Below are 14,010 nucleotides of genomic sequence, written 5' to 3'. Positions count from 1 at the left end.
AGATCTGCGCAATGTGATGATGGACACGTTAAGCGCTCCACGTCTCACATCGTGGACGAAATCGAAGTTTGTTACTTGCGGGTTCCGAATATTACGAGGAAACTAGAGGTTGTGAATAGCGCAGCAACAGCACCTCAGAGCCTTTTCGAAGGCATGGCGATGACTCATCGCCAGTGTTGTTGTCGAATGCCCAGCTGAGTGTCGGAACCCTCCGGCGCTCAGTGACACTCGCATCGCTCTCCTGTTTCGCACCGGCGAGGTAGGCGGGGCACCTAAGCATTCGCGCCATTCCGTGGCATTCACACGAGTTAGAGGTAAAGCATGTCGGTAACGTCCGGATACGTCCATGTCTCAATCCGCAACGCCCAGTCCCGCGCCGCCGCCGCGCAGCGCAACACTGCTCCCGGCGGCTATGCCCCGGCCGGCTATCGCCAGCTTCATGCCGTTCCGGCGGCGCAAGAGCCTCGCCCGATGACAGCCCCCACCCCGGTTGTCGCCCCGAGCAGTACGCCGGGACCACAGCCGGTAGCTACCGACACCACTGCCCGAGGGTTTGTGCTCTACGTCGGTTTGGACGAGTCGGTTGCGCAGGCGCAGGGAACCTCGCTGGGCAAGCTTGCCACGCAGGTCCGCGCCTTCCTGGCGACGCTCTCTCCCGAGGCACAGACCCATGCGGCCGTAGCACTTGCCCCGTCCAGCGCACAGGGCGAGAACATCGACGTGGTGCGCCAGGCCCTGGGAGATCCCACGGTCAACCGCCGCCCGCGCGTGGATTCCCGCCCGGCGGCGCCGCGCCCCTCCGGCGTGCTCATCGACTTGTCCCGTCGCGAGGTGCACCTGGATGGCGAGACCCTGAACCTGACGTTCAAGGAATTCGAGCTGCTGAACTACCTGGTGGAGAACGGCACCCGCACCGTGGGCCGCGACGAGCTGCTCACCAACCTGTGGCGCAACGCCGAAGAGGTCCCCAACGAGCGCACCATCGACGTACACATCCGTCGTCTGCGCTCCAAGCTGGGCCGACTGGCCAACACCGTGCGCACCGTGCGCGGCCAGGGCTACCGCTTCTACGAGCACCCCGAGGTCGTCGTCTGGGCAGCCCCGGAATACACCATCTAAGTTCATTTCTTGTTCCTTGCGGGGGCGTGGGCATCCATGGGATGTCCGCGCCCCCGCAGGCGTTTAAGCCCTGTGGCTGCCGGTGGCTCCTGCTAAGAGTCCGAGAGCCCGTTAACCAGTAAAGTACCCGCCAACGGTCAGAATCGACTTCACAAAAAGCGACTGACCAAGGACGCACACCGCAACTAGGAACGATCCGAGGACGATCGACCCAATGCTCCCCTTTTTACTCATGCGATGGGCATCTTTTTTCTTGGTCGACCACCACAATTTTAGGAGAAAGGCCGGGGCAAGAAGTAGTGCGATCTGCATCGGAATGCCTGCCCCGCTCCGGTCATACTTCCCGTCATACGGCACCCGGGTATCCGCCGGGACATTCATGAAAACGAAAATGGCGGCCCCGACACAGGCGGCTAAAGCGATAACACATATGGTTCTGTCTAGTTTGACGATTTTCTTCGCAAACAACAGATCTTCCTCGCTCAACCCCCTCGAAGCAGCAGCCTCACTGCCCGTTTCATCACTCACCATATTTCCAAGCCCGTTCATTCAGTAAAGAGTTCGGAGCATGCTCATGATCGCCGCTCCGAAGCGTCAAGGCCCGCATCAGAAAGGCACTGACAGCGAATTCAAGCGCTGGATCATTCGAACACTCCATACCCCGCGAAATACCCGCCGAGGGTCAGAATCGACTTCACAAAGAACCACTGTAGCGTGAGGCAAACTACCGCCCAGAGCGGGCCAACCACATGTACTCCAATTCTCGACTTTCTTCCCATACGATGCATGTCGGGCTTTCCACTTGGCCACCACAATTTCAAGAGAAACGCCGGGGCAAGCAGTAATGCGATCTGCATCGGAATGCCTGCCCCGCTCCGGTCATACTTCCCGTCATAGGGCATGCGGGTCTCCGACGGGACATTCATGAAAACGAAAATGGCGGCTCCAACGCAGGCCAACAATGCGATCATGAGCGTGATTCTGTATATGTTGATCGCTTGCTTGCCCAACAACAGATCCCGCTCTGTCGGATCCTGACTAATGTTTTTGCCCTCTTCCCCTGTGCCCGTTACATTTCTCACCATAATTTCACTCCTGTCTTTTGTTCCACTGCCTTCGTTAGCCAAGCGGTTTCATGAGGGCTGTTACGCAGCGACCCCGAAGGCCCTGCTGTGCTAAAGATGAGCCTGTGGCTGGAGATCTCCCGTTCGGGCTTCTATCACTAGGGTTCCCGCCTGGCAACGGCCACCGCGGCCCGCCGTACGGTGCTGGAGGCCCGCGTAAGGCATTTCTTCGAGGAAACCGAGGGGACCTACGGGAACCGTCGGATCCACGCAAACCTGGCGGGCGGGCGTGGGCACCGAATGTTCCCCGGAGCTGGTGTGCCAGGCCATACGGCAGGAGGGCCTGGTGCCGTGCCAGCCACGGTCATTCAGAATCACCACCGGGGCGGAAGCCGAAAGCTGCCGCCGCCATGTGCGGACCTGGTGCGGACGGACTTCACCGCGGACCGCCCGGGCAGCAAGTTCGTTGCCAATATCATCTACAACCATGTGTGGCAGGGATTCATCTATCTGGCCACGGTCGTCGACTGTTATTCCAAGAAGGTCGTCGGCTGGGCGATCGAGGACCACATGCGATCCGAGCTTGTGGAGCGGGCCCTGCGCAATGCCACCAGCCCGGCGCGGATCGAGCAGAATGCGATCTTCCATTCGGACCGTGGAAGAGTCCATACCTTGGCCTCTTTCCGGGCCCTGGTCACCGGGTTGGGGAACCGTTCGTCCATGGGCAAGACGAAGATTTCCCCCTTAACCGGCTAATCGGGATCATTGTCCCCAGCCAGGCCGAGACGTTCTTTTCGGCCCTGAAGAACGAGCGCGTGTACCGCGCGACGTACGCCACGAAGGAAACGTTCCCGCAAGGACGCGATCCTCTACATCGAGGGCTCTTACAACAGCCGCAGGCGCCATTCGGCGCTCAATTGTCGGCGGCCGAATGAAGCCCATTAGAGTTACCCGTAGCCGGCTACGACAGCGTAGATAAACCACTAATCCGCTGTCCGGAAACTCCTAAGCAGCCCACACCTCATGAACCCGCTGGTTTAACCGCCGTCTGAACACCCGGTAGCTATTTCTTCTTTTCGAAAGAGTACACAGCTGATCCGATGCCAAGCTTTTGCGTCAGGTTCAGAATTTTATTCTGATTTTCACCAATTTGGAATGTATATATATTTCCGGGCTCGAGTTCGGCGGCAATGTCATCTGCGGTATCCTCGGTTACCTGCCACGACATGCGAAAATCCCCACACTCCTTGGTGGAGATACTGACGGCATAGCCGCCAGCTCCGCCGCGAGGACCCCCTCGAGATTTGCCACCATCGGCAGAAACGACCGTGCATTCGATCGGAACCGTGTGAGACTGGTCGTAATCCAATACGAACAACCCGATAATACCTATGGACCCAAATGTAAGAAATACTAAAAACCCAAGGATCGTCAGGAGGCACCCCGACTTCTTTTTGATTCTCCCCGTTCTCGTGGATCTCCTTCGCCGTGCGACTTCAGATCCGCTTGCTATATGCGCCACAATTTGTCCTCACGTTGCAGTATGCATGCATCCCTCTGAGGGGACCCGGGGCACCTCCCAAAAAACCTCGCGACCCCGGTGCGATCAAATTTTCGCCAATCAAGACCGCCCCCCGGGGAAGCGCCCAGTTCTTTACTCAGGCGAGATATTGCCCAACCAGATCCTCACAGGAAGGACAGCGCATGAAACAGGCGCCTTCTATCCTGCGAAGTACCCACCAACCGTGAGAATCTCCTTAGCAAAAATCCACTGAAAGATAAGGCATAGCGCGACAAAGATAGATTTTAAAGTGGAGATAACAATCCGCGATGCTCTATTCATGTGATGTGCATCAGGTTTCCTGCTTGGCCACCACAATTTGATAATAAATGCCGGAGCGAGAAGTAGCACGATCTGCATCGGAATGCCTGCCCCGCTCCGGTCATACTTCCCGTCATATGGCATGCGGGTGTCCGCCGGGACATTCAGAAAGACGAAAACAGCGGCCGCAAGACAGGCAATCAACGAGATCACGCACAATAAGCTGGTGTATTTGACGACTCGCCTACCTAGTAGCAAGTCCTCCTCGGTCAGCTGCATAGTGGCTCCTGTCTCAGGACCTGCTCCATCACTCATCCAATTCCTGTTGTCCAGAGGCAAAGGCAGCGCCGAATCGCTCAGGCATTCCCTACCTCAATTCCCCACCCCGCGAAAAACCCACCAGCGGTCAAGGCGGCCTTCGCCAAGACCAACTGACCAGCGACACACGCAGCAATCATTGCTGGCCCAAGAAAGTACCACCCAATTCGTCCGCGGTTAGTCATATGATGGGCGTCAGATTTCCTGCCGTCCCGCCAGATCATGAAGAGGAAAGCCGGGCTGAGAAGCATTACGATCTGCATCGGAAGTGGCCCGGTAGCCCATCTCCCGGCATACGGAATTCTGGTGTTCGCAGGAACACTCATGAAAACAAAAACCACAACAAGGATTGAAGCAATCAACGCAACCATGCACAAGACATTGACAAATTTGGCGGCCTTCCGCCCCAAGTCCAATTCCTGCTCAGTGAAATCATAATTCGCGTTTTTTTGCTCCGATCCAGCCCTCTCGTTATTCTTTGTCATTTTTCCGTTCTTTTGATCAATTATTTGTTCACCTGCAAATTTCAACCCCGAAACCCCGATATCAGCATGAGCCGCACCGTACGATGCAAAAGAATGCTGACCAGGTTGGGAGAGCTCCCGCGGGAACGAATCGCTCAGCCGCTGGGAACTTCGAAAGAAGGGCTCCGCCCATACCGTCAACTATCACCTTACGGGTTGCCCGCTCCGGGCGATCAATAACCCGCAGTTCTTGCAGGTGAACCAGCAACACCGATCCAGCAGACCAACCACACCACTAGCTACGGCTTAGATTAGTTGTTCCACCGCAAAATCTGTCCGACGACGATGCCACCCGTGCGTGCAGGGCGGCACGTACTCGAAGGAAAGTTAATCTGCTTTCTCAAATGAATACACTCGAGGTGCCGTATCGGTTTTTAACAGAAGTTGCATAACCCTTGTCGACAACTCGCCGATTTGGAATACGTACTTCTCCCCGGCCTCTAATTGCGAGACAATTCGATGCACATTTGAATCGTTGACCTTCCAAGACAGCTCTAGTCGCCCGCATTCCTCGGTATTAATCCTTACTATGGTTCTGCTGACACCACGTGCGCCACCGGACCGAGCGGTGCCGCCATCCGCCGAATCGACAGTGCACTCAATCGGCACCGTATGCGTCCGGTCGTACTTGGGGTAAGCCCACAAGGCAGCAAAAACACCGGCGCCAAGCAGAACAACGAGGCCAGCCCCCGCAAGTGTGATGAACTCTGGAATTCGCTCTCGCCACGTCGGGGCGGAATCGGACTCGTTACTTTCGGTCACTTGACCACCGTCGTTTTCGCTAGATTCTTGACTGGCCAATTCAGTCGCTCTCCGATCCCACCAGCGTTGCATCCCCTGGCCGTCGGGCACCGTCAATATTCCCCTTAAGAACTGCTTGCGGAACGTCAGTTAATCCCTCCACCGGAATTTTCAAGTCAAGCCGTACTCAAGGCGAGTTGCACGGCCGCTAGGCCGCTTCGTTTCCTGGTACTCGTTGGTTGCCTGATCCACGCTGGGCCGCGGCCAGCTCAAGCACGAACTCAGCCAAACAACGATGAGCCTCGGCATCGATGGCTTTGCGTACTATGCTCAACGAAACTCACCACCCTGCAGAATCGTGAAGTAACTATCCTGTACGGGAACGTGGACTTGCTAAGCGCCGTCTGGACACACGGTGTCTATTTCTTTTTTTCGAAAGAGTAAACGGTTGATCCGATGCCAAGTTTTTGCGTCAGTTTCAGAATTTTATTCTGATTTTCACCAATTTGGAGTGTATATATATTTCCGGGTTCGAGTTCGGCCGCAATGTCATCTGCGTTATCCTCGGTTACCTGCCACGACATGCGAAAATCCCCACACTCCTTGGTGGAGATACTGACGGCATAACCGCCAGTTCCGCCGCGAGGACCGCTTCGAGATTTGCCACCATCGGCAGAAACGACCGTGCATTCAATCGGAACCGTGTGAGACTGGTCGTACTTCAATGCGAACAACGCGATAAAAACCATGGGCCCAAACGCAAGTAATAGAGAACCCCCAAGGAGCGTTAGGAGGCACCCCAACTTCTCTCTAATTTTCCGCGGTGTCCTGGATCTATGCTGATTCGCGCTTTCAGGTCCGCTTGCTAAGTGTGCCATTATTCATCCTCTCGTTGCAGCATGCATCCCGCTAAGAGGACCTTGGGCGCCTCCAACAAGGCCCTGCAACGCCGATTTGACCAAATCTTCGTTATCGAGACTACCCTCAGGACGAACAGCTTCGTTTATTACGCCCTGGAGCCCGCCAAATGTGTGGTTAAAAACGAAATCCGTGCCAGCATTGACACTTGACATGTTTGGTTCAAACATATGTCGGCCGAAAGTTTGACCGATCCGCGGTCGGGGGGTCGAGGCGATGAATTTGTTCAGTTGACCAGCGACCTTCCCCGCAACCTTTTGACCGCCTGGACCGAACAGAGATCCTGTACCTACGCCGGATAAGATGCTACCGGCAAAACCCAGCGGGTTCTTTTTATATCCTTCTCCGGATGCATAGCTCAAGGCATTGCCCACTCCGCCGGAGGCACCGCCTGAGAACATCATGCGGCCCGTGGCAGTCCGGAATAACCATTTCGCTTGCTGATTGGCCAGGTTGGTTGACCAATTGGAAACTGACTGCTTTGCCAGGCCGGACGCAATTCCACCACCTACAGCACCCGTTGCTCCACCGATAAGAGCGTCAACACCCACTTCTTTCCAGTTCACTTTATTGTTGAACCATTTCTGTGTACCAACTGAAATACCGCCACTGGTTAAAGCACCCGCAATCATTGCCCCACCGATCGGTCCGCCAATGCCCGTACACATCAACGCAATGCCACCAGCGACCATGACTCCAGCAATCACGTACTCCCCGTTGTCCTTCCACCAGGAACCAACCGCCGAACCCGCCGCTTGAATTCTCCCGGTATGCGCGTCGTTGTACGCTTTCAGGTCCGCATCGGTGGCGGGGCTGAGCCCCGTCGGGTCGGTGAACCCGACCGGGTTGTTCCCGGCGTACGAGTACGGGTTGCCCGACCATCCGGCGCCGAGCACCGGAGGCAGCGGGTCGGTGCTCAGGAAGCCACGTGTTCCGGGGTCGTAGGCGCGGGCGCCCAACCATTGCAAGCCACCGATATACAGCCCACCTGACGCAGTCAGGCTAACGCTGGAAGGCAAATCAACCGCTGAGGGGCCAGCCGCGGGCGCGCCGAGCATCTCCGCTGGGGCGGCAACACCACCCACGCCAGCGGGAGTGCCGCCCAGCGCGGGAGTGCCCCATGGATCCGTGCTTTCGGTCGTCCGGGTGGCACGCCATCCCGGCGACACCCACGTGCCCCTCATACCGGTCAACCCGCCGGGAGCCGACACCACCGACATATCACCAACACCGCTCAGCTGCGGGATGCTGGCGGCGGCATCCCACCACACGTCAACCCCGTCAACGCCGGTCAGCTCACCGAACGCGTCGACGCCGAACGCCTGATCGCGGCTCCGTGTTCCGTCGGCGGCGAACTCCCGCACTCCGGCGAGGGTCCCGGTGCCGCCCAGGTTCGCGTCCGTCCAGTCGTATTCGGTCCATGACCCGTCCGCGCCGATTTTCCGGACGCGACGGCCCAACCCGTCATACGCGAACCGCACCACCGAGGAAGAACCCCCACTCATGGTGGATTCAACGCTGAGCAACTGGCTGGCCGCGTCATACACGTAATCCCGTCGCGTCCCGGCGGCGGTGTGCTCGCGCACCAGCCGGCCAGCCAGGTCATACACCCACTCGGCCCGCACCGGATCACCACCACCCGTGGTGGTGGTTGCCGAGACCAGCTGCCCAGCTTCGTCATACCCGAACACGGTCGATGTCCTGCTGGTCCCTGGCGACTCGGCCAGCAGTGAGACCACGCGGCCGTCCTCATCGCGGCCGATCAACACCGAAGACACCACGCCACCGGGGACGTCCAAGCTCAGGGCAGCACCAGAAATGAGACCTTGTGAGGCAGTGACATCGTCGACCGTATTGGCGGTGTATTCACCGAGCTCACCATCCCGGTACCCCCACCGATGAGCCACCCCGGCGGCGGTAGCCGTGGTGAGTCGACCGACCGAATCGTACCCAAACACCGCGGAGCCCAGCTGCTCGCTGCCAGCGGTACCACCATTGGTAGCAATGTTGGCGTCGCTGTGGGTGCTGTTACAGGACACGCTTGTCACGTGTCCCGACTGGTCCCGACCATAAAAGGTCGTCACCCCCGTATGGCCCGTGAATTCGGTGCGCTGGCCATCCGCATCATAGGCCCAGGCTTGGCTCTTCCCGTCGCGGGTGACAGACACCAGCTGCCCGGTCGGGGAATAACCGAACACCCGCTCGGTGGAGCACCCCGCACCTTGGGCGTGGTCGGTGACCACGACCCGGTGAGCGAACCGGTCCCGATCAATCTCAGCCACCAACCGGCCGTCAACTTCCAGCGCCTGGACGCGTCCGGCCCGATCATACGACCACCGCGACACACTCACCCCGGAGGGCCGCTTGTCGTTCGGCACCGTTTCGGAGAGCACCCGGCCCGCCGCGTCGTAGGACACCGCCGTCACGCGGCCCAACGGGTCGGTCACCTCAGCGACCTGGTCGGTCTGGGTGTACGTGTATTCGGTGACGCCGCCGACCGGGTCGGTCACACGGATAACACGACCCCGTGCGTCATAGGTGAACCGGGTCTTGCCGCCGAGACCGTTGGTCACCGTGACCAGTTCACCGGCAGGGTTGTAGGCGAACCTGCGGATCCCGTGCCACCGGTCCCGCAGCGAGGTAACACGACCCACCGGGTCATACCCATAAGTGCTGGTACCTTGTCCCGGGGCAGTGCGCTTGACCAACCTGCCACACGCGTCATAGTCAAAGGATTCGACCTCACCGGTCGGCAAGATCCGTTCAACCACCTGTTGGTCCTGGCCATACGCCAGCTTCGTGACCGCACCGGATGAGTCCACCATCGCGACCGGGCGTCCCGCGCCATCGTATTCGAACCGGGTCACCGCCCCACCGGCGGATATCATCCGGACCACATTGCCCGCCGCATCCCGGGTCAAACGGGTCAACCCGCCGGCGGCATCCACAAACTCCACCGGGCGTCCGCACGCGTCATAAGACACGAGCTCGGCCGAAGCACTCACCGAGGTCACACTCTCTCCCAAGGCATAAGGGCCCTCGGAAGGCTCGTCTCCAGTGGTCTCCTGGCCCTGTGCCCCGGTGTTCTGGCTGCGGGTTTCCGTCTTGGACGGTCGACCGTACTTGTCGAATGAGTATGTGGTCTTCGTGAACGCGTCCGACACGCTCATCGTCCCGGCCCGCCGATCCAGACTCATGCTGGTGCGCACCCCGGTCGGATCCACCCGGGCAGTCAACTCGCCGACCTGGTCGTATTCCTGAACCCAGTCGTGTCCTGCGGGGTCAATGACCGCGACCAGGCGGGAGAGCACGTCGTGGGTGAACCCCCACCGAGCACCATCGGGCAGCACCATGGCGGCCAGGTTCCCGGCATCGTCAAACTCTTGCTCGGTCACCCGACCCAACGCATCCGTCATCGACGCCACTTCGCCGTTGGGGCCGTAGCTTGCTTCGGTGCGAGCACCGGTCGGGTCGATCATCGCTACGGGACGGTTGCCGGCATCATATTCAAACCGCCATACCGCGCCGTCCGGGTCCACCCGGGCCGCCACGTTGCCGAACCTGTCGTACCGAAGTTCGGTCCGTGCCCCGGACGGGGAAACAGCAGCGACCGGCCGACCCGCAGAGTCTCGTATGATCCGGGACGTGTCACCGACCCCGTTCGTCGTGGCGACCAAGTCCCAGTGCTCGTCGTAGGTGAACCGGACCGTGACACCCACCGGGTCCACCAGTTGGGTGGGCAAACCGTTCTTCCACACCAGCTCGGTGCGCCCACCAGCCGGGTCGATGATCATCGACGGATCGCGGTCCTGGGCGTCGTACTGGTACTCGACCACACCACCATCAGCGGTGACGACCGTGGTCACACGGTCCAACGCGTCGTACCCGAAGGTCACGTCCGCGCCCTCAGGAGTGACCGTACGGGTTTTACGGCCCAACGTGTCGTAGGCATGGACGGTGATGGCGCCGTCACGCTCGGTACACATCATCTGGTTCCCGTGCGGGTCGTAGGACATTGACTGGCGCTGATCCTGGCCATCGAGCACTCCGAGGAGGCGGCCACTACTGTCATGCACCCACGTGTTTGAGCGTTGCCCATCCATGTCTGAGACCACGGTGACCCGGCTCGGCAGGTACGCGAAACGGACCCGGCGACCGTGAGCGGACACCTGTTCGGTGACCCTGCCCAGCTCATCGTAGGTATTCGCCGCTTCCACCACGCCCGCGGCGGAGATGACCGCTTCAACCAGGCCAGCAGCGTTCCACCGGTAGGACCGCGCACCGACAGCAGACCCGTCCTCTGCGTCGGATCCGGCGGCGACACCCGTGGTCGTCACCGTGTTGAGTTGTCCGGCATCGTCATACACGTACTCGACCCGGCGTCCGTCCGAGGCGGCCGCAACCGCAACCCGGCCGGCGGCATGTTCGATGCTGATCGACCGGCCGCGCTCATGAACCAGCCCGGTCACCACGCCGGCCTCATCAAGGGCGGTGTCGCCAGCCTGAACGGCACTACGGATCACCGTGACCGCGGTGCCCGGACCCGACCCCTGACCCAACCAGGCGCCGCCGAGGCTAAACGCCCACCAATGGCCGGCATTATCACGGGCCAGAAACACCTCGTTCACTCCAAGACCGACCAGGATCCGCCGCTGCACGGGGGTCAACAGCTCAATGCCGGTCCTCCCGGCAGGCTCGCCCGATGACGGCGCGGGGGATTTTGAATCGGCGAGAGTGACACGGTTGAGCCAGAACGATTCACCGGCAGCACGGCCGTATCCGGTGCCTTCGCGGGGGAAGTAGACTTCGCGCCCGTCGGCTTGGCGCCATCTGGCGCCCTCATCATCGATTTCGAGGCCGGTCTCTAGGATGCTGGACCAGCCCGGGCCAAACACCCCGACGCGCTCATCGACAGAGTTGTACATCCTCGTCAGGGCGAGCTCACGCCCGCCGCCGGCGAGCAGGCCCTGACCGAATGCGAGGTCTGTTTCCGGTTCAATGAAGTTGCCGGTTGCGGTATTGACCGGGTCCATCGTGAACCCGGTGGTCGGGGCCTCGCCAATCACCGTGGGCATCTTAACCAACAAGTCATCACGCGTCACGTTCACGTTTGCGGCCGCCAACGCCGTGGCCAGCGCAGCGTCCGACAGCCGCACCACCGACCCGTCGCTTCCGGCTGCTTCGAACGCGCCCGCGACGGTCGTGGCCCACACCGCGTCTTCTTCGTTGGCTTGGCGCCAGGCCTTCAGCCCCTGGATCACACCGTCACCATCCAGAGTGCCCCACTTACACTGTTCCCTGAATTCAACCAGCAATCCCTGTAAATCACTGGGCATATCAGCAATCGAGGATTCAATACCTCGAATCCGAGAGGCAAACGATCGAAGTTCCTCCGGTCGCGCGGAAGAGGTGCTGCCCCCATACCCTCCGGCGCCACCGGGTGGTGGCGTTTCTCGTGTCCGTCGGGCCGGCTGTTCTGCCACATGGTGAGGCTCGGGATTCCCGGTCATGGCAGGCATCGGATCCCAATCCCAAACGTCTTGCAATTGCTCTTGGAGCGCGTTGCGGGAATCCTGGCGTTCCTGCCACTCCCTGGCCACGCGGCGCCGCTCGTCTTCCGCATGCGCCGCAGTAATCAGTTCTTGGGCATACTCGGAAACCTTTCGCAGGGCTCCTTCGATTTCACGACGATCAGTGGCAGCCGTCGAAGCGTTCTGCTCAAGAATTCGGGAAAAACGACCACGGAACTCTTCCAGCGCAGAGCTAACGCTGCTCGATCTTTCCGAGGCTTGTCCCGAGAGCCTGTCCGCGGCATTATTGAACCGTGAAACCAGCGCCTCGGCCAGACCGTAATTGAAAGCCAGCGCCCCGTTACCCCACGGATCATCCACCCGAAAACCCCTAAATCACCTCAGCGCCGGAACACAGCCAGCGCTCTTCACCAGAACAACGAATCAGAAAAAGACAATCGAACTACAGCAATACGCCCCGCGCGCAGCCCCATCAGGGACACACGATCGAGCCAATGCCGCAAACAAACTGTTTCACTCCGTAGCCGGTCGGCATCACTAACCAGCGCAGGTTAGTTGCGCCTACTGGCACACGGAAACTAAGACCTACGCTTACGCGCCGCCACCAGCGCTGAAGATGTCCTGCGAGATCTTCTGCAATTGGGTACGTAGCTCCTCAAGCTCGGTGCGAGCCTTATCCAGGGCGGCCTTGGTCTCCGGCCAGGTCGAGGAACGGAACGTCGTGGCCAACGGGCCATCCCACACATTCGGGTCGGACAAGATTCGCCCCTGAGTATCCAATGAGGTGATCTGGTCCGTGAATCCACCATTCACGATGCCCTGGATCTGCTGGATCGACTGCTTAGCCTGCTCGGTAGACAACACACGTGACATGAAAACCCCTTTGAGGCTCGAGTGGCCCGATGCAACGGGTTCCCTTCAAGAGCACGTTGCGCAGGCGGTCGCTAGTAGACCTGACTTAAGGTATCCCAGGACAACTCAAATGACCAAACCATTTACTAATACGTGAAGCCGCGGAATTGGATCGGGTGCCACTTGGGCCCAGTAGGGCGGGGCGGCTGCGTTCTGGAAAGTGATTTAGACCACTCCGGGAAAGGTTTGGATCCGCTTATTTTGCGCTTGTAGCGCCCGGGCGGGAGGTCGTATGGCCTGTAGATTTGCGGCACGTAGCGCGGTGAGCGCCCACGTCGCCGGGGTGCGTCCAAGCTCGGGGCAGCATCCGCGCCGAGACCATGCGAGGCACTGACGTCGTTGACCGGAGTGGCGGTGTATTCGCCGAGCTCATTATCCCGGCCCCCCACCGATGGGCCACCCTAGCAGCGGAAACCGTGGCGATCCCGGTGTCGACCATTCCTTCAGCAGACTCACGGTGGGCCATCCGGAGAATACTTAGGGCCGCTCCGGTCCTGCTTCCCGTCATACTTACAGGCCAGCGCCCGAGGAACATTCAACAAAAGACTGTGACGCCTCCAGCACAGACAATATTTAACGCAAAATCACTCCACCTTCTCAAAAGAGTAAACAATTGAGCTAATATTGAGATTTTTATATATTTCGTTAAATTTATATTCAATTTCGCCTATCTCGAACGTGTATTTTTCCCCTGGGGTGAGTTTGGCGCTAATGTCTTCCGCGTTATCGCCTGTTACGTGCCAGTACATTCGCAGGGAGCCGCACTCTTCCGTAATAACGCTGACGGCCCAACTTCCGGTTCCACCTCTAGGTCCACCTCGAACTACCCCGCCCTCGGCGGAGACTACCGTGCACTCAATTGGCCTTACTCGATCTTTATCGTACCCCATTGAAAAGAATCCATAAACTGAAATCAGAAAAAATGATATCATTAAAATCAGCGCGGAGTACATCAGGAGTGCATGAATGGCCCGCCCTATTTTATTTACTTTCTTTTGAGCGCCTTGCGTGCTATCTTCTGAACTCCCGTTTTTATTTTTCATCGTCCACTCACTCGTTGC

Annotated in this window: 11 protein-coding genes and 1 pseudogene; 2 read left to right on the top strand and 10 right to left on the bottom strand. The window is 59.1% G+C overall.

Going from position 1 to position 14,010, the window contains the following annotated elements; translation table 11 throughout:
* Positions 1-321: 321 nt before the first annotated feature.
* Entirely contained in the window at positions 322-1,119 is a 798-nt protein-coding gene (locus tag ACIPVK_RS09530; protein WP_407611737.1) for a winged helix-turn-helix domain-containing protein, read from the top strand.
* 111 nt (positions 1,120-1,230) lie between these two features.
* Here ACIPVK_RS09530 and ACIPVK_RS09525 read toward each other — a convergent pair whose 3' ends face one another.
* Positions 1,231-1,650 (bottom strand): hypothetical protein, encoded by a 420-nt coding sequence (locus tag ACIPVK_RS09525; protein ID WP_407611736.1) that lies wholly within the window; start codon positions 1,648-1,650, stop codon positions 1,231-1,233.
* Positions 1,651-1,760: 110 nt separating this feature from the next.
* On the bottom strand, positions 1,761-2,246 hold the full coding sequence (locus ACIPVK_RS09520) for a hypothetical protein (protein WP_407611735.1): 486 nt from the start codon (positions 2,244-2,246) through the stop codon (positions 1,761-1,763).
* Between the two features lie 24 nt (positions 2,247-2,270).
* Here ACIPVK_RS09520 and ACIPVK_RS09515 point away from each other — a divergent pair.
* Positions 2,271-3,128: pseudogene (locus ACIPVK_RS09515) on the top strand (IS3 family transposase); the annotation flags it as partial.
* A gap of 118 nt (positions 3,129-3,246) precedes the next feature.
* Here ACIPVK_RS09515 and ACIPVK_RS09510 read toward each other — a convergent pair.
* The 8 genes from ACIPVK_RS09510 to ACIPVK_RS09475 form a co-directional block, all read right to left on the bottom strand.
* Positions 3,247-3,552, bottom strand: a complete 306-nt coding sequence (locus ACIPVK_RS09510; RefSeq protein ID WP_407611734.1) for a hypothetical protein — start codon at positions 3,550-3,552, stop codon at positions 3,247-3,249.
* Between the two features lie 351 nt (positions 3,553-3,903).
* Positions 3,904-4,284, bottom strand: coding sequence for a hypothetical protein (locus ACIPVK_RS09505; protein ID WP_407611733.1), 381 nt, complete (start codon positions 4,282-4,284; stop codon positions 3,904-3,906).
* Between the two features lie 77 nt (positions 4,285-4,361).
* On the bottom strand, positions 4,362-4,808 hold the full coding sequence (locus ACIPVK_RS09500; RefSeq protein WP_407611732.1) for a hypothetical protein: 447 nt from the start codon (positions 4,806-4,808) through the stop codon (positions 4,362-4,364).
* Positions 4,809-5,174: 366 nt separating this feature from the next.
* Positions 5,175-5,705, bottom strand: coding sequence for a hypothetical protein (locus ACIPVK_RS09495; protein ID WP_407611731.1), 531 nt, complete (start codon positions 5,703-5,705; stop codon positions 5,175-5,177).
* A 302-nt stretch (positions 5,706-6,007) separates the two neighbouring features.
* Positions 6,008-6,337, bottom strand: a complete 330-nt coding sequence (locus tag ACIPVK_RS09490) for a hypothetical protein (RefSeq protein WP_407611730.1) — start codon at positions 6,335-6,337, stop codon at positions 6,008-6,010.
* A gap of 132 nt (positions 6,338-6,469) precedes the next feature.
* Positions 6,470-12,397 carry a DUF6531 domain-containing protein gene (locus ACIPVK_RS09485; RefSeq protein ID WP_407611729.1) on the bottom strand — a complete coding sequence of 1,976 codons (5,928 nt, stop codon included), beginning with the start codon at positions 12,395-12,397 and terminating at the stop codon, positions 6,470-6,472.
* A gap of 231 nt (positions 12,398-12,628) precedes the next feature.
* Positions 12,629-12,910, bottom strand: a complete 282-nt coding sequence (locus ACIPVK_RS09480; protein ID WP_407611728.1) for a pyrophosphorylase — start codon at positions 12,908-12,910, stop codon at positions 12,629-12,631.
* A 623-nt stretch (positions 12,911-13,533) separates the two neighbouring features.
* Entirely contained in the window at positions 13,534-13,992 is a 459-nt protein-coding gene (locus tag ACIPVK_RS09475) for a hypothetical protein (protein ID WP_407611727.1), read from the bottom strand.
* Positions 13,993-14,010 lie beyond the last annotated feature (18 nt).

The organism is Paeniglutamicibacter sp. MACA_103, from assembly GCF_045798555.1.
Lineage (GTDB): Bacteria > Actinomycetota > Actinomycetes > Actinomycetales > Micrococcaceae > Paeniglutamicibacter.
Note: the sequence above shows the minus strand (reverse complement) of the source record. Positions and strands in the feature narration are given on the sequence as shown.

Bases quoted from the DNA above. Each gene is read 5' to 3' on its own strand.
- ACIPVK_RS09500 (WP_407611732.1), bottom strand. From the start codon at position 4,808: ATGACAAAGAATAACGAGAGGGCTGGATCGGAGCAAAAAAACGCGAAT.
- ACIPVK_RS09525 (WP_407611736.1), bottom strand. From the start codon at position 1,650: ATGGTGAGTGATGAAACGGGCAGTGAGGCTGCTGCTTCGAGGGGGTTG.
- ACIPVK_RS09490 (WP_407611730.1), bottom strand. From the start codon at position 6,337: ATGGTTTTTATCGCGTTGTTCGCATTGAAGTACGACCAGTCTCACACG.
- ACIPVK_RS09530 (WP_407611737.1), top strand. From the start codon at position 322: ATGTCGGTAACGTCCGGATACGTCCATGTCTCAATCCGCAACGCCCAG.
- ACIPVK_RS09505 (WP_407611733.1), bottom strand. From the start codon at position 4,284: ATGCAGCTGACCGAGGAGGACTTGCTACTAGGTAGGCGAGTCGTCAAA.
- ACIPVK_RS09480 (WP_407611728.1), bottom strand. From the start codon at position 12,910: ATGTCACGTGTGTTGTCTACCGAGCAGGCTAAGCAGTCGATCCAGCAG.
- ACIPVK_RS09475 (WP_407611727.1), bottom strand. From the start codon at position 13,992: ATGAAAAATAAAAACGGGAGTTCAGAAGATAGCACGCAAGGCGCTCAA.